Genomic DNA, 22,855 nt, shown 5'->3' with positions numbered 1-22,855 from the left:
CCGCTCAAAGGGAAGGGACTCCGACATGGCCGTCATCCACCACACCGCCCTCAAGCCGACCAAGCTCGAACTGCTCACCTCCTGGCTGCCCACCCGGCCGTGGTACGGCGGCGCGGGGAAACCGGAGCTGGTGAAGGCCGGCGGCTTCCGGCTGGACGACCCGCAGGGTGAGGTCGGGATCGAGTTCATCGTGGCCACCGACACGTCCGGGGCCCGGCCGGTCGCGTACCTGCTGCCTCTCACGTATCGCGGTGCCCCGCTCGACGGGGCGGAGCACGCCCTCGTCGGCACGCTGGAGCACGGGGTGCTGGGGCGGCGCTGGGTCTACGACGGCTGCCACGACCCGGTGCTGGTCGCCCAGCTGCTCGCCCTCGTCGAGGCCCGCGTCCAGGCACAGGACCAGGACACCAGTGACACGCCCGACCCCGAGGTCACCCGCTCCTACACGGGTGACGGCCCCCTCCTCGCGAACCGCGTCACCGCCGACGACGACCGGGAGGGCACCACGCTGGACGTCGCGCGCGGCATGACCCTCCGCCTGCACCGGGTCCTGAGCCCCGCCCCGGACGGCCCGCCCGTCCTGTCGCGGGCCGCGATCGGCCACGTCGCCGGCCCCTGGCACCTGCCGGACGGCACCCGGGTCCGGGGCCTGTTCGCCGTGCTCCACACCAACCCCCAGGGCTAGGCGGTTCCGTTCCGGCCGGTGGGACGCCGGTCCGGGGGTGTCGTCGGATGACGCGCGGCGGGCGCGGGCCCGGCCACTCTCGGTTCGCCCTTCCTCGTTCGCGTATGGGCCAGTTGTCCGGAATGTGTGTGCCGGGATGTGGGGCACGGAGCGAAGTCCGTGCCCGAGCGACCACCCGGCCCTGGGCCAGGGCCCCGCCGTCGGCTCACCCGTCGTCGCTGACGCCGCGGCGGCCCCCTGCCGGGAGCGCCCGCAACTGGCGCATGACGTGGGAGATCTGGGGGACGACGGCGACCACCCCGTGCACGAGCGGCACCCGGGTCGCGGAGCACTGTCCCACCGCGAACACGCGCTCGTCCGCGTCCCGCCCGAGGTCCACGCGCAGATCGGCCGACACCGCGGGCGGCGCTCCCCGCCGGCGTTCTCCCAGGAGGAGCCTGCCGCCCGCACACCGCAGGGCGGGCGGACGGTAACCGGTGGCGTAGACGACGGCGTCGAAGCGATCACACGAGCCGTCCTGCCACGTCATGGCCCACCGGCCGCCCGTCCGGAACAGCTCGGCCGGCCGGCGCCCGCGCACCTCGAGGCGTCCGGCGTCCGCCAGTGACAGGAGCTTCTTCGCGTTGTCCACCGGCATGGCCGAGATGTAGCGGTCGAGGACGCCTTCCACGATTTCCCAGAAGTCCTGCCACGCCGCCGGCGGTTGCCGGAGCAGCCACTCATTGGTCAGCGCGATGAATTCGACGGTCAGCTCCTGCCAGAAGTTGTGTCCTTCCTCCGCGATGGCGATCTCCGCGCGCAGGCGTTCCACCGGGTCGTCCGCCAGGGACAGTTGGTCGCGCAGGTGGGGACGGCCGTGACCGGCCAGGCCACGGACCAGGCCGGCGACGAACCGGTCGGCCTGCGCCGCGTCCGTCGTCCCCACCCAGGGGTGTCCCGCCAGGGCGGTGAGCGATCCCCTGTCCGAGGGGTACATCCGGGTCCTCACGGAGGGCAGGGTGCCCGACGGCGAAGCCACCTGGACACGGCAGCCGGAACGGCCGAGCAGGATCACCGCGTCGACCGCGGACAGTCGGCTTCCCAGGACCAGGACACGTGCGTCGCGGGGCAAGGTGCTCGTCGAGCCCAGGGCCGAGGCCGGCACCACCCCCGGGTGGCACCAAAACGGCCGGACGACCGGCGGGGTCCAGGCGTCCACTCCCATGCAGAGCATCACGGCGTCGGCCGGCCATTCGGCCCCGCCCTCGGTGAGGAGGGCGTAGCCCGGCCCCGCGCCCGCGACGGAGGCCACCTTGTCCCGGTGGTGACGGAGCCGTACCCCGCGTGTCGAGGCTTCCGAGCGCAGGCCCAGGTACCGGTCCCGGCAGTACTGCGCGAACAGGTACCGCGGAACGCAGTCCTGCGGCGCGACGGGCATGCCGAGTCCGTGCAGATAGTCGACGAAGTCACCGGGACGCCCGGCGTCCAGCGACATGCTGTCGGCCGAGGTGTTGCACAGGAGCGCCGGGTCCGTCGAGGAGAAGGCGTCCCCGTGGCCGATCGCGCCCGGTTCGAAGACGTCGATGCGCTGGGCGACGCCGGACCGGACCAGGTTGACCACCGCTGCCGTACCGGTCGCACCGGCTCCCACCACGGCGACGTCGCGGAGCACCACCGGTGCCTCCGGGTCACACCGCGGCGATGTCGAAAAGCGTGCCCGCGTCCTCCATCCCCACCAGAACGGCGAGGGACTTCTCGACCACGGGCTCGTCCTCGTGGACGAAGTACACGATGCCCGTGGTTCCCGTGGTGAGAGCGTGGTCCTCGACCGTGCTCCCGACCTCGGGCAGGGACGTGACGCTGTGAAAACCCGGCAGGCGGCGGACGGCCTCCAGCCCCGGGATGCCGCGCAGGACACCCGAACCGAAGCTGCGCAGGAACGCCTTCCCCATCACGTTCGGCGGGGCGTACCCCAGACGCAGGCGCCGTCGGAAGTCGGCGGGAGCCAGCAGGCTCTCGACCAGGAGGTGCTGCTGACTCGATCCGAAGGCTATGAAGTAGGGATCCGGGTGAAGGGTCGGCCCGAGGATCCGGGCGTTCACCTCGATGATCCGGGGCCCGGCCTCCGTGAGGCGCACGTCCGTGTTGGCCGCGCCGCGCCGGATCCCGAGGGCGTCCAGGCACGCGCACACGTAGGCGACCAGGCGGCGTTCCTCGGACCCGAGACGGTGGCAACTGATCGTGTGGCGCCGCGTCGGGGTACCGCCGCGTTCGTCGATGCGGCTGCGCGACAGTTCGTGGAGATGGTGCTGTCCGTCCATGCTCACCGTGGCGACGACGTACTGGGTACCGGGAAGGTACTCCTGTACGAGCACTGCCTCGTTGACCTTGCCGATCAGGTTGGAGCGACCGTGGACCGCCGTGAAGTGCTCGACGGCCTCCCGTTCCGTACGGCAGATCCTGCACCCGTCGCTCCCGGAACTGGCGGGGGGCTTGACGACAGCCGGCAGTCCCACGTGATCGAGGGCGCGAGCCAGGTCTTCCCGGGTGGTGACGAGGGCCTGCCGGGGCACCTGGAGGCCGGCGTCGCCCAGGGCCTTCACCATCTGCGCCTTGTCACGCCGTGCCGAGGCCGTCGCGTCGTCGTTGCGCGGAAGGTCCAGGTGCTCGGCGAGGCGGTGGGCGAGGTCGACGCCGGCCTCGCTTCCGGGAACGACGTGCCGGACCCGCAGGTCGCGCAGCAGGCGGGCGGTGCTGTGCACGTCCCGGTGGACCACACGCCGGCCGGGACCGCCGCTCCCGGCTTCCGCGGCGAAGTGCCCGTCGTAGACGAGCGCACACTCCTCGCCGCGCTCCCGGAGGGCCGCCGACAGGAAAACCCCGCTCGAGACAGGGTTCACGAGGGCAATCATCAGCGCACCTCCGCCTATCGATCTCCGCTTGGACCGGCCGCCCGGACCGGCCGCCCGCATCACGAGTCGAAGTCCGGGCCGACGGGCACGTCTCGACCGCACTCAGACTATTCCCGCGCCCGGTAAGACGCGATCGGAGCAGATCAATACAACCGGCACCGGTCCAGAAAATGCCGAATCGTGAAAACACGCTACAATGGATCGGGGTCCTGTTCCAGACCCTCGGCCCCTCCCACTCCTGGTCAAAGCCCCGACGAAGTCTCGCACCAAGGATGTGGCCATGACGAAGAATTCCTCTGCCCCTCCCCAGCACACTCCTCGCTTTCCCGCGTTCACCGGGGTCTTCCCGTCGGGGTGCACGGGCTACGTGATGGGTCAGTACGGTGTTCAGTCCGCCTCTGGTGCGATACACGAGAGGGCGGCGGCTGAAATGCGTGAGAGGTTTCAGTCCGCCAACCGGCCGGATGTCGTCAATCGGGGATCGTTCACGGATTCCTCGGGACTGACGAACACCATGTGGTTCGCCTACTGGCTCGAGCCGGCCCGTCATCGCTCGTGGGTCGCCGAGGGGAAACACTCGTCTCCGGTCCAGGGAGCAGGCTGGTGGTGGGAAGAGGCACTGATACCCGTTGAATCCACCGAAACCCTGCACACCCACCAGCAGGAGCAGTATCCCACTAGTGGCCTGGCGGAAATCCTCGATCAGGAATCGACCGAACTGCACGACTACTGGGGGTCCGCGCGCGACCGCATGCGGAAAGCCTCGGTACCGCCGACCCGTGGTGCCGCGCTCGGGGTCCACGACAGCACCGTGGATGTGGTCGTGGAAGGGGGAATCTGCCTCATCCGCACCGCCCAGGACTGGTCAGGGAGCAGCGTTTTCCGCGAACGCTTCCTGCAAAAAGTCCAGCCGGTCATGAAGAAAGGCGTCACCTACCTCGGCGAGCACCCGGAAACCGGTTGCATATGCACGCGGGAAATATCCGAGCAGGATATGGATGGACACCCGCTGGACCGAGCGTGCACCGTGGCCTGGTTCGTCTCGCTCGATCATCTTCTGTCGTGGACCCATCACCACGAAACACACCTGCGGATATACCGGTCGTTCTTCTCCATGCTCCAGGAGGAACAGAGCCCCCTGGACATCGCTCTGTGGCACGAGGTGAGCGTGCTGCCGCCGGGTTCCGTACGGGCCCGCTATGTCGGATGCCATCCGACCACCGGGTTGCTGCCACTCGGCCTCTCCCCCCACGAATGAGACGTCCAAGGTCCGCCGCTTCGCCTCCCGGGTCCTCGTCCAGCACCTGCCCCACCCCGTTCAGCGAAAGGACCCCACTCGTGACAGACCATGAATCCGACACCGGCCTGCCCATCCCCGACCCACCCGTCTTCGCCTCGCCCGCCGACGAACGCCGCCACCGCAAACAGCGCCTGACCGCGGCCCTGCGCCTCTTCGGCAAGTACGGGTACGGGGAAGGCATCTCCGGCCACCTCTCCGCGCGTGATCCCGAACACCCTGATCACTTCTGGGTGAATCCCTTCGGTCTCTCCTTCAACCGCCTCCGCGTCGCCGACCTGATCTGCGTCGATGGCACCGGGACCGTGGTGGAGGGCCACCACCGGCTCAACACCAGCGCCTTCGTCGTCCACTCGCCCATCCACAAACGGCGCCCCGACGTCACCGCCGCCGCCCACGGCCACACCGTGCACTCCCGCGCGTTGGGCTCCCTCAACCAACTCCTGATTCCCCTGGATCAGGAATCAGCCGCCTTCTACCAGCAGCAGGTCCTCTACGAGGACTACGAGGGCCCTTCCGTCACCCTGGCCCAGGGCCGCGACATGGCCCACAAGCTCGGCGACCGCCGGGTCCTCCTCCTCAAGCACCACGGCCTCGTCACCGTCGGCGCATCGATCGAAGAGGCCGTGCACTGGTTCTTCACCTACGAGACCTGCGCCCGCGTCCAGCTCCTCGCATCGGCAGCCGGAACCCCCCAACCCTTCACCCACGAACAGGCCCTCGCCGCGGCCGAAGGCTTCGGTGCCCCCGAGCTCGCCCGCTTCAGCTTCGAGCTCCTGTGGGAGGAGATCACCCACGAACACCCCGAGCTGCTCGACGAGTGACACCCTCAAGACCGGCAAGAACGGGCCTGTCGAACGAACGGCGCGACAGGGGTCGAGAGGTACTGGCGGACCGCGGAGAGCCGACCGCCGAAGGTGGCGTCGAAAGCGTTCAGGGTCGTCTTCCCGCGCGTGGTCCAGCGGGCCCGACCCTTGCTGGGTCGGGGCCGGCGGTTCTCCCCTCCGGGCCGGGTCACCGCGGGCCTGCCGGTCGAGCCACGCCCCGGCGGCCGGGCGCCTCCCCGTCTCAGTGGCATGTCAGGCCGCCCGGCCACGGGGTGGAGGCGCGCGTCGGAGAGGCCCGGCCGGCCGGTGACGGCCCGTGGGCGGGCGCTTACGGATTCGGCGACGGACGTCAGGCCCGCCGGCATCCCCGCGACCGAGGCCGGCCCTGAGCGGCCGGTCCGCGTCCGGTCCCTCCTCGGCGGTCGGTTCCGGGGCGTCTTCCCGGGCGTGCGCCCGACGCGCCACGGCCCCGGCACGCGCTCCACGGCCGCGCCCGCGACCACTCCGGGGTGCCGGGCACGGCAGGGGGGAACGCCCCGAGCCGATCCGTGCCACGCGCGTCGTCCACAGGTGCGATCAACGGTCCTCGTGGTGACGGGGGAGGAGCACCTCGCCCACCGTGCCCACCACGTGCGCCGACTCGGCCTTCTCCTCGACGGTCTCGGAACAGTCGATGTACCCGTCGGCGGCCGCGAGGTTCGGCTGGTCGAAGATCTCGACGACGCTGCAGCTGAGGACCTGCGTGCTGTTGTCGATCTTCGACGTGTCGTCGTCGGCCGCCTGCGCGGTCCCGGTGCCACCACCGACGACGGCCAGAGCGGCGAACGTGCAGGCGAGGGCGTTCTTGAGCTTCATGGTTCTCTTGCCTTCCGAGGTCATTTCATGTCGGCGCGTCGACAAATAGATAAAAAGGGGTGCACGGCCGATCACCCGCCCGCGCGGGTGTGCGGAACAGCCCATCGCCACGGACGCCCCTGTCCGCGAAGCGCCGGATTCGCGCACACTCTCAAGCGGTAAACGAAGCGCCGCCCGGGAAGGCATTGCTCCAAGCAGGTGGCGCCGCCCCGTACCCCGCCCCTCCGCACACGCCCGCGGGCAACGCCTCGCGGCCCACGGGAGACCGCCCTTCCGGACGCCGTCACGGCGTGCCGTACCGGGCGCGGCGCCACGCCCCTCCCCCGGTCACCCCTCGCCGTCGGCGGGCTTTCCGTGGCGCCGGTAGTAGTGGGCGACGCGGGCACGGTTGCCGCAGCATCCGGCGGAGCACCAGCGGCGGTGGGGGTGCGCGGGCAGGAAGAGCATCACGCAGTCGTCGGCCTCGCGCTCCTTGAGCCGGCCGATCATGGGGTCGGTGAGCAGGTCGGCGGCGGCCTCGGCCAGTTGGGCGGCGAGACGCACGCCGAGCGGGCCAAAACGTCGGGACGCGGCGGTGACCGCGGCGCCGTCCCAGGCGAGTTCCCGGGCGGCGGGCGCGGCGCGCGGGGCACCGGTGAGCCCGCGCAGGGCCGCCGCGGAGGGCTCGGCCCCGCGCAGCAGGGCGCGTACGGCCGCCTCGGTGTGGTCCTGGACGGCTTCGCGTACTCCTTCGAGCGGTTGGCCGGCGTCGTCGAGGGCTTCACCGAGCGGCTCGGCCTGTCCCGGTACGCGGTGTACGTCTTCGACTTCGGCGCCCCGGACGGCTTCCGCCTCGCCCTTCGCCACCCCGAGCGAGTCGCCGGCCTCGTCGTGCGAAACGGCAACGCCTATCGGGAGGGCCTGTCCGAAGCGGCCCGCGAGTTCACCGCGCTCACGCCCCAGGCCCCCGGCGCCGAAGCCGCGGTCCTCGACCTGTTCACCCCGGCCGCCACGCGCGCCCAGTACGAGGGAGGCACCGCCGATCCCGCGCCGGTCGCCCCGGAAGGGTGGCTGCTGGACCAGTCCTGGACCGGCCCGGCTGCAAGCAGGCCCAACTGGCGCTCGCCTACGACGACAAGAGCAACCTCGCCGCCCACCCGGACCGGCAGGCGTGGCTGCGGGAGCACCGCCCGCCGACGCTGATCACCCGGGGCACCGGCGACCCGTTCTTCACCGGGTCCGGCGCCCGCGCCTACCTGCGCGACGTACCCGACCCCGAACCGCACCTCCTCCCCGCCGGCCACTTCGCCCTGGAGGGCCACCTCCCGGAGATCGCCCCGCTCGTCGCCGGCTTCCTCGACCGGTCCTGGGCCTGGCCCGCCCGTACGCGAGGCCCCTCCCGGCCGACATGACGCCGCGTCACGCACGAACCGCCCGCCGGGGGCGGTAGCCACGCGGCTGGACGGGGTACACCGATCTCCTTACTTCGTGTCGAACAATCCGGTTATCTCCTCATGTGCTTACGTTTCCGGTGAGTCCTTCCCCCTTCCTCACCTGGGAGACAGAGCATGCGTCAGTCCGTACGTACCCGGGGTGCCGGAATCGCCGTGGCGGCCGTGGTGGCCGGTTCGGTCGGCGCGGCGATGGCCGTCGCCTCGCCGTCCCCCGCACGGCACCAACCGGCCGCCTCGGCCGCCACGGCCTTCTCGGCCCAGGCATCCGCGAAGAACGTGCGCGCCTGGCAGCAGTTCCGGGTCCGCGGTGTCGCGAGGAACGTGCCGCCCGGCAGCCGGGTCACCCTCCAGCAGAAGGTGCGCGGCGGCGGCTGGGCCACCCTCCCCGCGTCGATGAACACCAACTCCCGGTCGATGTACAACATGCGCGTCGTGCTCGGCATGAAGGGCCACAACAAGCTGCGCCTGGTCGACAGCGGCAGGCGGGCCGTCTCCCCGGTCATCGACGTCTGGGTGCGCTGACCCCCCGCACGCCACCCGGCGCGCACACGCGGACGCCTCCACCGGTTCGACCGGGGAGGCGTTCGTGTGTGCGGGGCCCGCCGCCGCGCCCCGGCCCGTCGCCCGGGGTACGGCTCAGCCGCGCGCCAACTCCTCCGCCGTGCGCGCCACCGCCTCGCGGGACACCTCCAGGGCCTCGCGGGACGCCTCCCGCGCCCGGCGCAACCTGACCCGGCCGTACCGGAAGAGCGCCGAGGCGCCGGTGGCGTACGCCAGGGTCAGCGCCCCCGCGGCGACCTCCGGCGACCACGCCCGGGCCAGCCGCTCCTGGAGGGCCGCGTGCGCGGTCAGCGCCGCGAGCAGACCGCACGCGCCTCCTGCGGCGATGGCCGACAACCCGCCCCGGGCTCCCTCGACGGCCTCCGTCACCGTGCCGCCCAACTCTTCGCGTACGCTCATCGCTTCCTCGACCACCACGGCCACCACGTTCTCGGCTGAATCCGGCATGTTCCCCGCCTACCCGCCGCGTCCTCGCTCATACGGGGCGGCGGAGGCGGCGGCCGTCGAGAGCCGGCGGCCCGCTTCCGGTGCCTCGGCGGCCGGACGGCGAACGGCGCGGGGCACGACGGCGGCCGGACGGGGCCGCGCCCCGGGTGGCGGGGCCGGTGGCCGGACGGACCGTTGCCACGGGGAACACGGTCGCTGCCACGGGGACACGGGCGCACGGCCCACTCGCTCTCCTCGTATGCTGCGGCGGCACCTCCCTTCCCGCGCCGCTCCACGCGCCACGGGACGGGAGGTGCCGCTTCGGCCGCCGACCGCGGCCGGGGACACGGCACAGGCGTGCCCGTGCGCGCCGGGAGGAAGACGAGGTGGGATCCGATGAGGCCCAGGACATGGACAACGGCCGCCGTTTCGGCGGCGCTGCTGGTCGGCACCGCGCAGGTGAGCCCCGCGGGGGCGACCGCGCTGCCCGTCTGCCCGACGGTCTTCGGGCACGGCGGCTACCCGACCGGGGAGAACCCCTGGGAGCGTGACCAGATACGCCAGCCGAACCATCCGAAGGGCCTGGCGGCACAGAAGGCTTGGGGGGCGGGCGGGGTGGAGGCCGACCTCCAGCTCACCAAGAACGGCACCAAGGGCGTGATGTGGCACAACACCACGACCAACGGGCTGACCGGCACCCGCAAGCCGATCACGGAGCTGTGGTGGGCGACCGGAACCGAACAGCTCAAGGGCCGCACGATCACCCGCGGCCCGTACACCGGGGAGACCGTCTACACCTTCCGTGAGTGGCTCGACAGCGCCAGGTCCATGCGCCTGGTCCCTCTGGTGGAACTCAAGGGCGAGGCCAAGCAGTCCCTGCTCAACAGTGACCCGGCCATCCGCGAGACGGCGTGGAAGGAGGTCATCGCGCCCATCTCGGAGCGGATCTCCTCACAGGAGATCATGATCTACACGCACGACGCCGCGCTCAAGCCGGAGCTCGACAAGCGCGTCAGGGAGGCGGGGCTCGCCGCCGCGCTCACGGGCCGCCCTTCCTGGGTCGACGGGATCGGCTGGGAGGAGCCGCCTCCGGCGGCTTCCGGCAACCACGCGTCGTGGCAGGCGGAGTTGGCACGGCTCGGCTCCACCACGGCGCCGGCGCGGATGGCCACCTCGTGGACGAAGGACTTCACGACCTGGCTGGACGGGAAGTGCGTCTGACGTCGCGGGGCTGACGGTCCGTCACCGCGGTGCGCGAGCCGTCCGGGCAGCGGTACGCGGGCCGTCGGGCAGCGGACGCGCGGGCCGTCCCAGGAAGACCGGATCACGCAGGAGTCGGCTGTCGCCGGGCAGCGGGCGCGCGGGCCGTCCCTCCCCCGGCGCGTCCCGGCGGCGGGGCGCCTGTCCGGTCCGTACGCGAGGTGCGCCTCGCCGGCCGCCTTCCGGCCCACCGCCCCGGTGACCAGCGGGCCGCCGAGGCCGCCGCGGAAGGCCGCCGCCGGGACGGTCACCGCTCCCCCGGCGCGGGCGCGGTCCGTGGCGTACGCGAACGTGTCGGCGTCGGCCCCGGTCCCGGCCGGCGCGCCGGGCCGTCCCCGCGTCCGCCGGTCCTGGGCCGCCGCCCTCGGAGCTTCCGGGCGGGCGCCGGGGGCCGGACCGTCGTGCCGTGGCGGAACGGGGCAGGGCCCCCGGAGCGGGTGCTCCGGGGGCCCTGTCGTGATCGCCTGACCGGCGGATCAGGCGGGGGTGATGTTCTCCGCCTGCGGGCCCTTCTGGCCCTGCGTGATGTCGAAGGTCACCGCCTGGCCCTCCTGGAGCTCGCGGTAGCCGGTGGCGTTGATGTTGGAGTAGTGCGCGAAGACGTCCGGACCGCCGCCGTCCTGCGCGATGAATCCGAAGCCCTTCTCGGAGTTGAACCACTTCACGGTTCCGCTGGCCATGCTCATGCCTCTCAGTCGATATCGGGCCCGCACCGCGCGAGCCCGGAGGTGATCGCCCTGGTTCTCAGGCACTGCACAGCAAGAAGCCCACGCCTCGGCGTGGGCAGGAACTGCGAACCACGACATCTGCCCATGACGCTACACCGCGAAAACGCTCATCACCAGAGAGCAACTGCCCACGGTTCGCGGTCGCGTCGCCGCGGAGCCCCCACCGGTGGGCCCCGCGGCGGTGCCGTCCGCCGCGTCGTCCCGGGTCCCCCGAGCGGGGGGAAGCGCGGGGTCACAGGCGCCCGAAGGAGGTGGCGGCCACGACTGCGAACGGGTGAAAGGCCAGGTCAGAGGCTGGTGACGCAGGGACGGCGCGTACGCGGGCGGGCCCTGCGCGGCCCGGGCGCGGGTGCTGCCGTACCGCCGCCGAAGCGTGCCGCCGCGCGCCCCGAACAGGCGCCCCCTCCCAATGGCCTACGTCCTGCGGCCTACTTCCCGCGGAGCACGGTCGGTCCGTCCCGGGGCCGCCCTCGACGACGGGGCGGGCAGGGGCCGCTGCCCGCGGGGAGGGGCGCCGGGAGATCCGCGGCCCGCGAGGGCCGCCCGGCCTCGCCGCGTCCGGTACCGCGGACCGGGCCGTGGGGGCACCCCGGCACCGGCCGCGTCCCCAGGGGGTGCGCCGATCAGTCAGATGGCCGGAAGGGGCCGGCCGGAGGAGTTCGGTGACCTGCGGGGTGTCTGCCCGGCTTCTTCAAGTCGCGTCGTTCGGAACGGTTTTCACGGCGGAAGACGGGTTACGCGCACTGCATGAGCGAAACGGACAAGAACAAGAGCAAGGGCCCGACCACGGGCACGGGGTCGGCCAACGGGAAGGCCGGTGCCACCGGCACGGCCACGAGGACGGTCCGCCGCGCGGCCCGCACCGTCACCGACCGCGCCGACGGGGCCCGCCAGGAGACGATGAGCGCGCTCGCGAACCCGGCGCAGGCACTGACGTCCACGGTCGGCGTCGTGTGGCGCAAGGCCGCGGTGCCGGCGCTGGGCCTCCTCAAGGCCAATCCGGTCACCGCGGGCGGAGTCGCGGCGGCCGCGACGGCGGTGGCGGTCAGTGCCTACGCCGGTGGGCGCAGGTCCGTCCGGCGCACCTACGGCCCCGTCACCCGGCTGACGGGTGGCCGCCTCTGAACGCCCCTGCGGTGCGCCCCCGTCCGGCGTACCGGCGCCTCCCCTCTCGCTGAGCCCCCCAGCCCGTGCCGGGGGGCTCCGGCCGTGCCGGGGCGCGCCGTGGCGCAGGGGCCGGTCGAGGGGGGGCGGAGAGGGCGGCTCCCCCGTCAGGACAGGAGCCGGTGGCGGTCGTCCGGAACCCGGGCGCCGTGGAGGAGCTCGCCCACCAGGGCGGCGATCTGTTCCGTCTCCAGCAGGAAGCCGTCGTGTCCGTACGGCGACGCGATCACCCGCACGTCGTCCGCCGACGGTATCCCGGCCGCCAGTCCCCCCTGCTGCGCCAGGGGGAAGAGCCGGTCGGAGTCGACGCCCGCCACGAGGGTCCTGGCCCGGACCCGGCGCAGGGCGGCGGCGACGCCGCCCCGCCCGCGGCCCACGTCGTGGGCGTTCATCGCCTCGGCCAGCACGACGTAGCTGGCGGCGTCGAAGCGGCGGACCAGCTTGGCGGCCTGGTGGTCGAGGTAGGACTCCACCTGGTACCGGCCGCCGTGCCGGGGGTCCTCCCCGCCCTGCGGCCGGTTGCCGAAGCGGGCCTCCAGCTCGGCCGCGGCGCGGTACGTGACGTGCGCGATGCGGCGCGCCGCGCCGAGGCCCGCGTGCGGCCCCCGGCCGGGTCCGGCGTCGTGGTAGTCGCCGCCCCGCCAGTGCGGGTCGGCGCGGATCGCGTGGAGTTGGGCGGAGGTCCACGCGATCTGGTCCGCGCTCGCCGCCGCCGGGCAGGCGAGCAGCAGCAGGGCGTCCACGCGGCCGGGGTGCGACACGGCCCACTCCAGTGCCCGCATCCCGCCCATGGACCCGCCGAGGACGAGCGCCCAGCGGTCGATGCCCAGCGCGTCCGCGAGGCCCGCCTCGGCCCGCACCTGGTCGCGCTGCGTCAGCCGGGGGAAGGCGCCTCCCCAGCGGCGCCCGTCCGGTCGCGGTGCGGCGGGGCCCGTACTGCCCTGGCAGCCTCCCAGGACGTTGGGGGCCACCACGAACCAGCGGTCGGTGTCCAGGGCGCGGCCCGGTCCGACCAGCCCGTCCCACCAGCCCGGTGTGGGATGGCCGGGCGCGGCCGGGCCCGCGACGTGGCTGTCACCGGTCAGCGCGTGCAGGACGAGCACCGCGTTGGAGCGGTCGGGCGCGAGCCGCCCCCAGGTCTCGTACGCCAGCCGGACGCCGGGCAGTCGGCCGCCGCCCTCCAGGGGGAGGGGTCCTTCCCGGTGGTGCCAGCGGCGGCGTCCCGGCGGGTCGCCCTCCCGCCACGCACCGGTGGCGGGAGGGAGCGCGGCCCCGGGGGCGGTCGCGCGGGTGGCGGTCAGGACGCGCCCTTCGCCGCGCGGAAGCCCGCCTCCAGGTCCGCCTTGAGGTCGGCGAGGTTCTCGATGCCGACCGACAGGCGCACCAGGCCGGGGGTCGTCCCGGTCGCCGCGAGCTGTTCGGGGTCGAGCTGGCTGTGGGTGGTGGAGGCCGGGTGGATGATGAGGCTGCGCACGTCGCCGATGTTGGCGAGGTGGCTGAAGAGTTCGACGGCGTCGACGAAGCGCTTGCCCGCCTCGGCGCCGTCCCGCAGCTCGAAGGAGAGGACGGCGCCCGCGCCGCGCGGCAGGTAGCGCCGCCCCGCCTCGTACCAGCGGTTGGAGGGGAGCCCCGGGTAGTGGACGGCGGCGACCTCGTCCCGCTGCTCCAGCCACTCCGCCAGCGCCTGGGCGTTGGCGGAGTGGCGCTCGACGCGCAGGCTCAGCGTCTCGACGCCCTGGAGCAGCAGGAACGCCGAGTGGGGGGCGATGGCGGGCCCGAGGTCCCGCAGTAGCTGTACGCGCAGTTTGACGGCGTAGGCGCCGGCTCCGAGGGCCGGCCAGTACCGCAGGCCGTGGTAGCTGGGGTCCGGTTCGCTGAAGCCGGGGAAGCGCTCGGGGTGCGCGCCGAAGTCGAAGGTGCCGCCGTCCACCACGACGCCGCCGATGGTGGTGCCGTGCCCGCCGAGGAACTTGGTCGCCGAGTGGACGACGACGTCGGCCCCGTGCTCGATCGGCCGCAGCAGGTACGGGGTGGGGACCGTGTTGTCCACGATGAGCGGGACGCCGGCCTCGTGGGCGACGTCGGCGACCGCGCGGACGTCCAGGACGTTGCCGCGGGGGTTGCCGAGGGCCTCGGCGAACAGGGCCTTGGTGCCGGGTCGGATGGCGGACCGCCACGCGTCGGGGTCGTCGGGGTCGTCGACGAAGGACACCTCGATGCCGAACCGGGGAAGCGTGTGCCGGAAGAGGTTGTAGGTGCCGCCGTACAGGGAGGTGCTGGAGACGATGTGGTCGCCCGCGCCCGCGACGTTGAGGATGGCCAGGGTCTCCGCGGCCTGGCCGGAGGCGAGCGCCACGGCGGCGACGCCGCCTTCGAGCGCGGCGACGCGCTGCTCGAAGACGTCCTGCGTGGGGTTGTGGATGCGGGTGTAGATGTTGCCGGGCTCCGCCAGCGAGAACAGGTCGGCGGCGTGCCGGGTGTCGCGGAAGACGAACGAGGTGGTCTGGTAGATCGGCACCGCCCGTGCGCCGGTCGTCGGGTCGGGGGCGGCGCCGGCGTGGAGCTGCTTGGTCTCGAAGGACCACGCGGAGGTGTCGGGTCCGGTGTTCTCGTCGTCCGGGGTGTGTCCGGCGGTGACGGCGTCGATCGGCTGGCTCATGGTCTTCCTTCGTCGGCGCATGGCGCATGGCGCGCGGGTGCGGGGCGGGACGGGGCCGGGCTGGAGCGGGCTCGGGGCGCGGCGTACGGGCGCGCGGACGCGGTCGTACGACGGGACGCGCCACGGAGCGGGAGGGGTCACCGCGGTGCCGCGGGCCGCGCCCCGGAGCGGGGCGGGGCGGAGCGGGGTGCCGGAACGGCGAGGGGTCACCGGGGACCGTGACGTCCGGTCAGCGGCCGGTGCGACAGCCCGTGGTCGTGACGCGCGCGTAGTCCACGTGGCGGCGGGTCACGAGTACGGTCATGGGTTCAGGCAACCACGGCGGGGCGGCCCGCACCAGCGCCGCGGTGGGCTGGGCCGCCCTTGGCAACGGGCTTTTATCACGGGGGCAACACCGGCTTCACGACAGCGCCGCGACACCGGGCCTCCCCGGGCGCGGCGAGGGCGAGGGCGGGGGCGCGGCGGGGGCGCCCGTCGCCGCCCCCCGCCGCCGGGTCCGCCGCCGCGGCCGGGCCCCGCGCCACAGACGGCCGGGCCCCGCGCCGCAGACGGTCGGGGCGGGGCTACTGCGGGTTCCGCCCGGAGACGTCCCCGTCGGGGTCGTCGGGCAGGGCGACGCGTACGGTGATCCGCTTGCCGACGGGCTCCCGCTGGACCTCGAAGCCCTGGGCCACCGCCATCACGATCTCCAGCCCGTGCTGCCCGACCCTGCCCGGGTCGGCGGCGCGGGCCACGGGCAGCACCGGATCGCTGTCCCACACCGCCACCTCCACCGTGTCCCCGACGATCCGCAGGTCCAGCAGCGCGGGCCCGGGGGCGTACTTGTGGGCGTTGGTGACCAGCTCGCTCACCACCAGCTGCGTGAGGTGCATCGCACGCAGCGACACGGGCAGGCCGTGCTCGGCCTGGACCCGGGTGAGGAAATCCGCCGCGGCGTCGCGCCCTTGCGCGATGCAGGCGGTGCCGCCTTCCAGGGCGACGGTCGTTCGTATCGTGTGCGCCGTCGGCGCCGCCTGACCCTGGGCACCGTGTGCCGACTTCACCATGTCCATCCTCGCTCCCCCGTTCACGAACCCGCGTCTACCCGGCGCCTCCACCTCTCACACCTCCCTGTTCTGCGAGAAGTGGCGGACCGGCCCGGCCCGGCCCGCGCCGCGGGGCCGCCGCCTCAGTCCAGGAGGCCCAGCCGGACCGCCTGCACGCCCGCCGCGAAGCGGCTGTCGGCGCCGAGCTTGGCCACCAGCGAGGTCAGCAGACGGCGCAGGGTCCGTTCCGAGCAGCCCAGTCTGCGGGCGATCGCCTCGTCCTTCGCGCCGGCGGCGAGCAGGGCCAGCACTTCGCGCTCCCTCGGTGAGTAGTCCTCCGGTGCCCCGCCGGTGCCGGGGCGCCTCACCCTCGACGCCGCCGGGTGCCCGGTGGCCCAGTGGTGGTCGAAGACCCGGACGAAGGAGTCGGCGAGCCGTGTGCTGTGCAGGATGACGTCGCCCGAGGTCTCGTCCTGCCCGTCCGCGGTCCCGACGGCCATGACGGTCACGGCCCGGTCGAAGACGTTCAGGTGGAGCGGGACGGTCGAGGCCACGCGCACCCGGGCGCCGTGCTCCATCAGTACGGAGAGGTACTGCGCGACGCCGGTGCGCCGCAGGGCCGGCGCGGCCACCAGCAGGCGCAGGTCGACGCCGCGTTCCAGCAGCCGCAGGTCCGATTCGACGCCCTCTTCCAGGACCTCCCGCCCGGGGAAGCTGGTGCGCATGCCGAGGACCTGCGCCCGGCACAGGGCGTCCAGGTCCTCCATCCGCTTGCGCAGCCTGGCGCGGTCGTCGAAGAGCTCCGCCTCCACGGTCTCCCGTCTGGTGGGCGCCATGCCCGGGAGCAGTCTCAGGACGTCGTCGACGGCTTCCAGGCCGCGGTGGAGCTCCTCCCGGTACCGGTCGATCCGCGACCGGTGTTCGGCGATCAACTCGTGCAGCGCCCGTTGGGGCGACCGCGCCTGTTGGCGCGTTTCGTCGAGCAGCCGCCGCTCGGCGAGCCAGCGCCGTACGTCCCCGGGCAGCGCCCCCGCGTCGCCGGGTGCCCGGTCCCGCGCGCCGGCCGTGCGGGGCTCCCGGGGCTGTGCCGTCCGCTGGAGGAGCACCTCGTAGGCGGCGCGGGCCGCGGCCGGGGCCGTGCCGTGCTCGTCGGCCGGCTCTCCCCGGTACGCCTCCGGCGTGCACGCCGGTGTTTCGGGCGGCCCTTCGGGGGGCCGGCGGGGGGTCTTCGGTGACATGGGCAGGACCATAGGGCCGCCGGTCGGACTTTGACCATGGTCGGGAACCTCTCCGTCCCCTCCGTGTCCGCCGGCGGTCATGCCTGATTCGGCCGTGGTCAACCCGCCATTACCGTCGGTATGTTCTTCGCCGCGCCGAGAAATCGCTTCGGTCCCGTGGGGCGGAGACCCCTTCCCGCGGCCGTGGCCCGGCGCGTGCCGGCCGTCCCGTCACGAGGAACGGGAGGGCCGGGCGGACGGGTCCTCGACATGCCCGTCCCGATGTTCTGCCCCGCACCACGGCCGCACGGCGCCCGCCGTCGTGCCGCGCTGTTCCGCCCCGCGCGCCACCATCCCCAGCCGACCGGTCACCGCAGGTGCCCGCACGGTTTCGGTGGCGCACCCCCACGCACCGGCCGGGGCGACGCCCTCGGCCGGAAACACGATGAGGTGTTCGCTTCCCCATGCGCAGAAGTCACATCGGTGCCCTCGCCCTGGCCTTCCCCCTGGCCCTGTCCCCCACCGTCGGTACCGCCGCCTCCGCGGCCGAGCCGACGCCCGCCCCGCTGCTGAAGGTGGCCGAGGCTCCCGCCGCGCAGGAGATCAAGGGCCGTTACATCGTGACCCTCAAGGCCGGGGCCGACCCGGCCGGTCTCGCCGAGGACGAGTCGGTCACGACGCGCCACCTGTACCGGAAGGTCCTCAACGGTTTCGCCGCGGACCTGAACGCCGGCCAGTTGGAGGCGCTCCGGCGCGACTCCCGCGTCCTGTCGATCGAGGAGGACCAGAAGGTCAGCGCCACGGCCACGCAGACCAACGCCCCTTGGGGCCTGGACCGCGTGGACCAGCGAAGCGGCCGTGACGGCGCGTACACCTACACGCGCAACGGCTCGGGCGTGACGGCGTACATCATCGACACGGGCATCGACACGGCCCACGCCGACTTCGGTGGGCGCGCCCGCAACGTCTTCGACGCCTTCGGCGGCAACGGCCAGGACTGCAACGGCCACGGCACGCACGTCGCCGGTACCGTCGGCGGCACCACGTACGGCGTGGCCAAGGGCGTCCAACTGCGCGGTGTGCGCGTGCTCGACTGTCAGGGCTCCGGTTCGTTCTCCGGCATCATCGCGGGCTTCGACTGGGTCCGGCAGAACGCCGTCAAGCCGGCCGTGGCCAACGCCTCGCTGGGTGGCGGCTACTCCGCGGCGCTGAACAACGCCGCGACCGCCCTGGCCAACTCCGGTGTCCACCTGGCCGTCGCGGCCGGCAACGAGAACCAGGACGCCTGCAACGTGTCCCCGGCCAGCGCCTCGGGCACCATCACGGTCGCCGCGTCCGACTCCTCCGACCGCAAGGCTAGCTTCAGCAACTACGGCAACTGCACCGACCTGTATGCCCCCGGAGTGAGCATCACCTCGGCCCGTGCCGGTGGCGGCTCCACGGCGATGAGCGGCACTTCGATGGCCTCGCCGCACGTCAGCGGTGTGGCGGCCCTCTACAAGTCGGCCTACGGTGACGCCTCCAGTGCCACCGTCAACAACTGGCTGATCAGCAACAGCACCACGAACGTGATCGGCGGCAACGTCAGCGGCACTCCGAACCGCCTGCTGTTCAAGTCCTCGCTCTGAACCCCACTCCTCCTCTCCGTCCCACCTCCGGCGCGTCCGGGGGGACTTCCCCTCGGACAGGGGTGGCGTTGTGACACCGGGTCCGGTCAGCGTGCTGCTGACCGGGCCCGGTCGTCGTCCCGCCGGGCCGGAAACCTGGTGACCCAGCCGCCGCGGACCTCCCACGTGCCGCCGTCGGCGCTCGCGCCGCGCAGTCCGTGCAGGACTCCGGGGCCGGCCAGGGCCAAAACGCGCGGGTCGCACAGCGAACCGAAGCAGTAGGTGCGGGACGGCTCCCACGAGGTGCTGTGCCGCAGCCGCCGGGCCAGTTGGACGAAGCCCGGCACGGCCGCGGCCATCACCCAGGCGTCGGGGGTCTCCGCGGTCATCCGGCGGGCCGCCCGCAGCCACGAGGCCGCCGTCTCGGGCCAGTCGGCCACGGCGAGGACCGTACCGCCGCCCGCCTCCCACGCCTCGGTGAAGGCCTCGGCGGACTGCGAGGAGGCCGTGTCCCTGCTGTGGCCGACCACGACGGTCGCCGTCCGGGACCGCGGGGCCGTGAGGAGGCCGGTCAGCGCGTCCAGTTCGGCCGTCGTGTGCGGAGCGGGACGGGGCGGTTCCCCGGGCAGCTCCCGCTCGGCCGGATCGACGAGCGGCGAGTCAACGGCCTCGGTACGGTGGTCGGGTTGCATCGGAGGAGCCTTTCCGTCGTCGGGGAGCGGGCCGTCCCCGCCGGCGCCCCGGGGCCGGGGCCGCGCGGAGGCGGGAGCGGTGCCGCCCGGGTGATACCGGCTTGGTTCACCCCACGTCCTTACGAACACCTCGACGAGCCCGTCGGTTGCACGGGCCCGGAGGCATCCGCGTGGGCGCCCGGCTTCGCGCACCCCCACGAGGCCCGCCGCCGTCCACCGGCACGAGCGGCCCCACCGGCCCTACCGCTCCCACTGGTCCTGCCCGCCCACCGGCCCCACCGATCCCACTGGCCCTGCCAGCCCACCGGCCCTACCGGTCCCGCAGGTACACCCCCGCGCGCGCCGCGGCCGCGGCGGCCTCGGCGGACCGGTCGGCGGCGGCCTCGTCGAGGCGTTCGCCGCTGGTCAGCAGGCGGTAGTAGAGGGGCGCGGAGACGGCCCTGATCACCTCGTACGGGTCGGTTCCCGCGGGCACTTCGCCCCGGTCGACGGCCTGCTGGACGCACGGGGCCCACTCCCGGACGCGGACGTCGTAGAAGCGGTGCAGGGCCTCGGCCGTCTTCGCGTCGCAGGTGGCGGCGGCGATCACCGCCTTGAACAGCGCCCCTTGCCGCGGGTCGGTCAACGTCCGCCACACCAGCCGGGCGTTGGCCCGCAGGTCGCCGAGCAGCGAACCGGTCTCGGTCCGGGGCAGCGACTGCTCGGCCATGTCCACCAGCAGATCGGCCACGAGGCCCGTCACCGTTCCCCAGCGGCGGTAGACGGTCGTCTTGCCCACACCGGCGCGGCGTGCGACGTCGGCGAGGTCGAGGTGCGCGAACCCCCGCTCCGCCAGGGCGTCCCCCGCCGCCCGCAGCACCGCTGCCCGTACGCGTGCCGTGCGCCCTCCCGGGCGGACGGTCCCCGGATCCGCGTCGTCAAACCCCATAACGGGACTCCTGTTCCCTTAGTCGCTCGCAGCCGCTATGGTAGCGACCAGGCAAACGGGACCACAGACCCGTTAAGGGTCTGCGGGTGAGGGAGGAGCAACGATGGAGTACAGGCGACTGGGCGCGTCCGGGCTCAAGGTCCCCGCACTGAGCTTCGGCGCGGGCACCTTCGGCGGCCGGGGACCTCTCTTCGGGGCGTGGGGGAACACCGACGCGCGGGAGGCGCGGCGCCTCGTGGACATCTGCCTCGACGCCGGGCTCACGATGTTCGACACGGCCGACGTCTACTCCGGGGGCGCGTCCGAGGAAGTGCTGGGCGAGGCGATCAGGGGCCGCAGGGACCGGGTGATCGTGTCCACCAAGACCGGCCTGCCGATGGGCGACGGACCGGGCGACGCGGGTTCCTCCCGTTCGCGCCTGATCACCGCGTGCGAGGACGCCCTGCGCCGGCTGGGCACCGACCACATCGACCTGTTCCAGCTGCACGCCTTCGACGCCGGCACGCCCGTCGAGGAGGTCCTCTCCGCCCTGGATGACCTGGTACGGGCGGGAAAGGTCCGCTACCTCGGGATCTCCAACTTCTCCGGCTGGCAGGCGATGAAGTCCCTGGCCGTGGCGGAGAGGTACGGCCACCCGCGCTACGTCGCGCACCAGGTGTACTACTCGCTCGTCGGCCGCGACTACGAGTGGGAGCTGATGCCCCTCGGGCTCGACCAGGGACTCGGGGCCCTCGTCTGGAGCCCCCTCGGCTGGGGACGGCTGACGGGCAGGATCCGCCGCGGCGGGCCGCTGCCCGCCGGCAGCCGCCTGCACGACACGGCGGACTACGGGCCCCCGGTCGAGGACGAGCACCTCTACCGCGTGGTCGACGCCCTCGACGAGATCGCCCGGGAGACCGGCAGGACCGTGCCGCAGATCGCCATCAACTGGCTGCTGCAGCGGCCGACCGTGTCCTCCGTCATCATCGGCGCCCGCAACGAGGAGCAGCTCCGCCAGAACCTCGGTGCCGTCGGCTGGACGCTCGCGCCCGAGCACATGGCGAGGCTCGACGCCGCGAGCAGCCGGACGGCCCCGTACCCGTACTTCCCCTACCACCGCCAGGAGGGCTTCGCCCGCCTCAACCCGCCGGTGGGTACGGTCGCCCCCGCTCCCGGCGCGTGAGGCGGCTCACGCCCGGCGGCGGAACCGCTGCCGGCGGGAGGGGCGCTCCGCGCGCCGCGCCCAGAGGGCCTTCTGGACGAGCAGCGTCAGCGTGCCGGCGACGACGATGCCGAGCAGGTTCAGCAGCAGCTGCTCCGTCGACCCGCGGGTCTGGCCGAGCTCGCCGTACGACAGGGCGACCGCCGCGTTCGCCGCCGCCGGGACCGTCGTCACCGAGATCGCCACCCCGACCAGCGCGCCCGCCTTCGACGACGTCAGCGACAGCGTCCCCGCCGCGCCCGCCAGCACGGCGACGACGAAGGAGAACCAGTCCGGCGCGTAGACGAAGCCCGTGTTCGGCCGCTCGCCGTCCAGCCGTTCCACGGAGAACAACCCGACGGCGTCCATGAAGAGGCTGAACAGCACCGTGATCGCCATGGCCGCGGCGAAACCGACGAGGAGGGCCGTCAGCGACCGCCACGCCAGCCGCGGGGCGCGCCGCACCAGCGCCGTGCAGAACCCGGCGAGCGGGCCGAACTCCGGCCCGACCGCCATCGCGCCCACGATCAGGATCGCGTTGTCCAGCACCACACCGCACGCGGCGATCATCGTGGCCAGCGCCAGGAAGGCGATGTAGGTGACGGACAGCGTGGACTCCTCGTGCGTCGCTCCGGCCAGCTGCTCCCACAGCACCGCGTCCGCGCCCTCGCCCGGGGCCTCCTCCTCCGCCTCGTCGGCCCTTTTCGACAGGAGCAGGTCGACGTTCTCGACGGCGATCGCGCCGTTCTCGGCGAGGCCCCTCGCGCGCAGTTCGTCGATCAGCCCGTCGCCGACCTCGCGCGCCACGTCGAACATGACCACGTCGCCCGCGGGGTCGCGGGCGGCGCCCGGCAGCACCGCGAGGTGTGTGCAGCCGACCGTCCCCTCCACGAGCCGTACGATGTCGTCGGTCCGGTCGGCCGGCACGATGACCCGCAGATGCAGCACAGTGTCTCCTCCGTGTTTCCGTGGCGACACCCGCCGCACCCGGCGGCCGGCCCGCGCGCCACATCGTACGGGCGCGGGGGCGACGCGTTCGGGGCCGGACGGCGCCACCGCGCCGGGCACGACTCCGGGGCAACCCCCGCGGGGCGGGACGCGTCTTCGCGGGCGAGCGGGCGGGCCGCCCACCCGCGAACGAAGGGGACGAGACCGACGTGATCAGTGACAAGGCCCGGAAGCTGTTCGAGGCGCTCGACCTCGACCACGACGGGACGCTGACCCGCGAAGAGGTGATCAAGGCCTTGCGGACGAAGGGGCCGACCCTGGCCGCGGCGGGTGATCTGCCCTTCTGGGGCGTGGGGGACGCCGAGGCGTCCTCCGCGCTGTTCGACAGCGCGGACCAGAACGGGGACGCCGTACTGACCCTGGAGGAGTTCGCGGCGGTGGTCGACCGCCGTTTCGGATGGCGCTGACCCCC

Annotated in this window: 23 protein-coding genes; 10 read left to right on the top strand and 13 right to left on the bottom strand. The window is 73.4% G+C overall.

Annotated features, from left to right (window positions below; translation table 11 throughout):
• Nucleotides 1-25 precede the first annotated feature (25 nt).
• Entirely contained in the window at nt 26-685 is a 660-nt protein-coding gene (locus tag RND61_RS28155) for a maltokinase N-terminal cap-like domain-containing protein (RefSeq protein WP_315880948.1), read from the top strand.
• A 205-nt stretch (nt 686-890) separates the two neighbouring features.
• On the opposite strand, the gene RND61_RS28150 is transcribed toward RND61_RS28155, so the two are convergent.
• Complete coding sequence (locus RND61_RS28150; RefSeq protein ID WP_315880947.1) at nt 891-2,339, bottom strand: FAD/NAD(P)-binding protein; 1,449 nt, start codon at nt 2,337-2,339, stop codon at nt 891-893.
• A 13-nt stretch (nt 2,340-2,352) separates the two neighbouring features.
• Entirely contained in the window at nt 2,353-3,564 is a 1,212-nt protein-coding gene (locus tag RND61_RS28145; RefSeq protein ID WP_315880946.1) for an ATP-grasp domain-containing protein, read from the bottom strand.
• Nucleotides 3,565-3,856: 292 nt separating this feature from the next.
• Between RND61_RS28145 and RND61_RS28140 the strand changes: the two genes are divergently transcribed.
• Nucleotides 3,857-4,834 (top strand): phenylacetaldoxime dehydratase family protein, encoded by a 978-nt coding sequence (locus RND61_RS28140; protein ID WP_315880945.1) that lies wholly within the window; start codon nt 3,857-3,859, stop codon nt 4,832-4,834.
• Nucleotides 4,835-4,914: 80 nt separating this feature from the next.
• Nucleotides 4,915-5,697 carry a class II aldolase/adducin family protein gene (locus RND61_RS28135; protein ID WP_315880944.1) on the top strand — a complete coding sequence of 261 codons (783 nt, stop codon included), beginning with the start codon at nt 4,915-4,917 and terminating at the stop codon, nt 5,695-5,697.
• A gap of 579 nt (nt 5,698-6,276) precedes the next feature.
• Here the strand turns inward: RND61_RS28135 and RND61_RS28130 are convergent.
• On the bottom strand, nt 6,277-6,555 hold the full coding sequence (locus tag RND61_RS28130; protein ID WP_315880943.1) for a hypothetical protein: 279 nt from the start codon (nt 6,553-6,555) through the stop codon (nt 6,277-6,279).
• A gap of 327 nt (nt 6,556-6,882) precedes the next feature.
• Nucleotides 6,883-7,401 (bottom strand): CGNR zinc finger domain-containing protein, encoded by a 519-nt coding sequence (locus tag RND61_RS28125; RefSeq protein ID WP_315880942.1) that lies wholly within the window; start codon nt 7,399-7,401, stop codon nt 6,883-6,885.
• 200 nt (nt 7,402-7,601) lie between these two features.
• Between RND61_RS28125 and RND61_RS28120 the strand changes: the two genes are divergently transcribed.
• Together RND61_RS28120 and RND61_RS28115 are read left to right on the top strand one after the other, a co-directional pair.
• A complete protein-coding gene (locus RND61_RS28120; RefSeq protein ID WP_315880941.1) occupies nt 7,602-7,946 on the top strand; it encodes an alpha/beta fold hydrolase in 345 nt (114 codons plus the stop codon).
• A gap of 156 nt (nt 7,947-8,102) precedes the next feature.
• On the top strand, nt 8,103-8,510 hold the full coding sequence (locus tag RND61_RS28115; RefSeq protein WP_315880940.1) for a hypothetical protein: 408 nt from the start codon (nt 8,103-8,105) through the stop codon (nt 8,508-8,510).
• A gap of 114 nt (nt 8,511-8,624) precedes the next feature.
• On the opposite strand, the gene RND61_RS28110 is transcribed toward RND61_RS28115, so the two are convergent.
• Nucleotides 8,625-8,996, bottom strand: a complete 372-nt coding sequence (locus RND61_RS28110; protein WP_315880939.1) for a hypothetical protein — start codon at nt 8,994-8,996, stop codon at nt 8,625-8,627.
• Between the two features lie 375 nt (nt 8,997-9,371).
• On the opposite strand from RND61_RS28110, the gene RND61_RS28105 reads away from it, so the two are divergent.
• Complete coding sequence (locus RND61_RS28105; RefSeq protein WP_315880938.1) at nt 9,372-10,196, top strand: hypothetical protein; 825 nt, start codon at nt 9,372-9,374, stop codon at nt 10,194-10,196.
• Between the two features lie 515 nt (nt 10,197-10,711).
• On the opposite strand, the gene RND61_RS28100 is transcribed toward RND61_RS28105, so the two are convergent.
• Nucleotides 10,712-10,915 carry a cold-shock protein gene (locus RND61_RS28100; RefSeq protein WP_019330262.1) on the bottom strand — a complete coding sequence of 68 codons (204 nt, stop codon included), beginning with the start codon at nt 10,913-10,915 and terminating at the stop codon, nt 10,712-10,714.
• Between the two features lie 795 nt (nt 10,916-11,710).
• On the opposite strand from RND61_RS28100, the gene RND61_RS28095 reads away from it, so the two are divergent.
• Nucleotides 11,711-12,088, top strand: a complete 378-nt coding sequence (locus RND61_RS28095) for a hypothetical protein (protein WP_315880937.1) — start codon at nt 11,711-11,713, stop codon at nt 12,086-12,088.
• A gap of 146 nt (nt 12,089-12,234) precedes the next feature.
• Here the strand turns inward: RND61_RS28095 and metX are convergent, their stop codons facing one another.
• The 4 genes from metX to RND61_RS28075 form a co-directional block, all read right to left on the bottom strand.
• Nucleotides 12,235-13,428, bottom strand: a complete 1,194-nt coding sequence (metX, locus tag RND61_RS28090) for a homoserine O-acetyltransferase MetX (RefSeq protein ID WP_315880958.1) — start codon at nt 13,426-13,428, stop codon at nt 12,235-12,237.
• Nucleotides 13,425-14,786: a bifunctional o-acetylhomoserine/o-acetylserine sulfhydrylase gene (locus tag RND61_RS28085; protein WP_315880936.1), complete on the bottom strand. Its 1,362-nt coding sequence runs from the start codon at nt 14,784-14,786 to the stop codon at nt 13,425-13,427. The genes metX and RND61_RS28085 overlap by 4 nt, the downstream gene beginning before the upstream one ends.
• A gap of 563 nt (nt 14,787-15,349) precedes the next feature.
• The gene (locus RND61_RS28080) at nt 15,350-15,832 is read right to left on the bottom strand and encodes an ATP-binding protein (protein WP_315880957.1); all 483 of its coding nucleotides are present in this window, start codon (nt 15,830-15,832) and stop codon (nt 15,350-15,352) included.
• Nucleotides 15,833-15,954: 122 nt separating this feature from the next.
• Entirely contained in the window at nt 15,955-17,049 is a 1,095-nt protein-coding gene (locus RND61_RS28075) for a helix-turn-helix transcriptional regulator (RefSeq protein ID WP_315880935.1), read from the bottom strand.
• Nucleotides 17,050-17,492: 443 nt separating this feature from the next.
• On the opposite strand from RND61_RS28075, the gene RND61_RS28070 reads away from it, so the two are divergent.
• Nucleotides 17,493-18,656, top strand: coding sequence for a S8 family peptidase (locus RND61_RS28070; protein WP_315880934.1), 1,164 nt, complete (start codon nt 17,493-17,495; stop codon nt 18,654-18,656).
• A gap of 86 nt (nt 18,657-18,742) precedes the next feature.
• Here RND61_RS28070 and RND61_RS28065 read toward each other — a convergent pair whose 3' ends face one another.
• The gene (locus RND61_RS28065) at nt 18,743-19,327 is read right to left on the bottom strand and encodes an ABC transporter substrate-binding protein (protein WP_315880933.1); all 585 of its coding nucleotides are present in this window, start codon (nt 19,325-19,327) and stop codon (nt 18,743-18,745) included.
• Nucleotides 19,328-19,637: 310 nt separating this feature from the next.
• A complete protein-coding gene (locus RND61_RS28060) occupies nt 19,638-20,255 on the bottom strand; it encodes a TetR/AcrR family transcriptional regulator (RefSeq protein WP_315880932.1) in 618 nt (205 codons plus the stop codon).
• Between the two features lie 103 nt (nt 20,256-20,358).
• Here RND61_RS28060 and RND61_RS28055 point away from each other — a divergent pair, with 103 nt between their 5' ends.
• Nucleotides 20,359-21,417, top strand: a complete 1,059-nt coding sequence (locus tag RND61_RS28055; protein WP_315880931.1) for an aldo/keto reductase — start codon at nt 20,359-20,361, stop codon at nt 21,415-21,417.
• A 6-nt stretch (nt 21,418-21,423) separates the two neighbouring features.
• Here the strand turns inward: RND61_RS28055 and RND61_RS28050 are convergent, their stop codons facing one another.
• Nucleotides 21,424-22,383 carry a DUF389 domain-containing protein gene (locus RND61_RS28050; protein WP_315880930.1) on the bottom strand — a complete coding sequence of 320 codons (960 nt, stop codon included), beginning with the start codon at nt 22,381-22,383 and terminating at the stop codon, nt 21,424-21,426.
• 212 nt (nt 22,384-22,595) lie between these two features.
• Here RND61_RS28050 and RND61_RS28045 point away from each other — a divergent pair, with 212 nt between their 5' ends.
• Complete coding sequence (locus tag RND61_RS28045) at nt 22,596-22,850, top strand: EF-hand domain-containing protein (protein ID WP_315880956.1); 255 nt, start codon at nt 22,596-22,598, stop codon at nt 22,848-22,850.
• Nucleotides 22,851-22,855: the final 5 nt, after the last annotated feature.

It is taken from the genome of Streptomyces tamarix, from assembly GCF_032423885.1.
Lineage (GTDB): Bacteria > Actinomycetota > Actinomycetes > Streptomycetales > Streptomycetaceae > Streptomyces > Streptomyces tamarix.
This window is presented reverse-complemented; position numbering and strand designations above follow the sequence as displayed.

Coding starts and splice junctions, on each gene's coding strand:
- RND61_RS28065 (WP_315880933.1), bottom strand. CDS start 19,327: ATGCAACCCGACCACCGTACCGAGGCCGTTGACTCGCCGCTCGTCGAT.
- RND61_RS28100 (WP_019330262.1), bottom strand. CDS start 10,915: ATGGCCAGCGGAACCGTGAAGTGGTTCAACTCCGAGAAGGGCTTCGGA.
- RND61_RS28085 (WP_315880936.1), bottom strand. CDS start 14,786: ATGAGCCAGCCGATCGACGCCGTCACCGCCGGACACACCCCGGACGAC.
- RND61_RS28075 (WP_315880935.1), bottom strand. CDS start 17,049: ATGTCACCGAAGACCCCCCGCCGGCCCCCCGAAGGGCCGCCCGAAACA.
- RND61_RS28115 (WP_315880940.1), top strand. CDS start 8,103: ATGCGTCAGTCCGTACGTACCCGGGGTGCCGGAATCGCCGTGGCGGCC.
- RND61_RS28060 (WP_315880932.1), bottom strand. CDS start 20,255: ATGGGGTTTGACGACGCGGATCCGGGGACCGTCCGCCCGGGAGGGCGC.
- RND61_RS28155 (WP_315880948.1), top strand. CDS start 26: ATGGCCGTCATCCACCACACCGCCCTCAAGCCGACCAAGCTCGAACTG.
- RND61_RS28055 (WP_315880931.1), top strand. CDS start 20,359: ATGGAGTACAGGCGACTGGGCGCGTCCGGGCTCAAGGTCCCCGCACTG.
- RND61_RS28095 (WP_315880937.1), top strand. CDS start 11,711: ATGAGCGAAACGGACAAGAACAAGAGCAAGGGCCCGACCACGGGCACG.
- RND61_RS28070 (WP_315880934.1), top strand. CDS start 17,493: ATGCGCAGAAGTCACATCGGTGCCCTCGCCCTGGCCTTCCCCCTGGCC.
- RND61_RS28140 (WP_315880945.1), top strand. CDS start 3,857: ATGACGAAGAATTCCTCTGCCCCTCCCCAGCACACTCCTCGCTTTCCC.
- RND61_RS28080 (WP_315880957.1), bottom strand. CDS start 15,832: ATGGTGAAGTCGGCACACGGTGCCCAGGGTCAGGCGGCGCCGACGGCG.
- RND61_RS28110 (WP_315880939.1), bottom strand. CDS start 8,996: ATGCCGGATTCAGCCGAGAACGTGGTGGCCGTGGTGGTCGAGGAAGCG.
- RND61_RS28130 (WP_315880943.1), bottom strand. CDS start 6,555: ATGAAGCTCAAGAACGCCCTCGCCTGCACGTTCGCCGCTCTGGCCGTC.
- RND61_RS28105 (WP_315880938.1), top strand. CDS start 9,372: ATGAGGCCCAGGACATGGACAACGGCCGCCGTTTCGGCGGCGCTGCTG.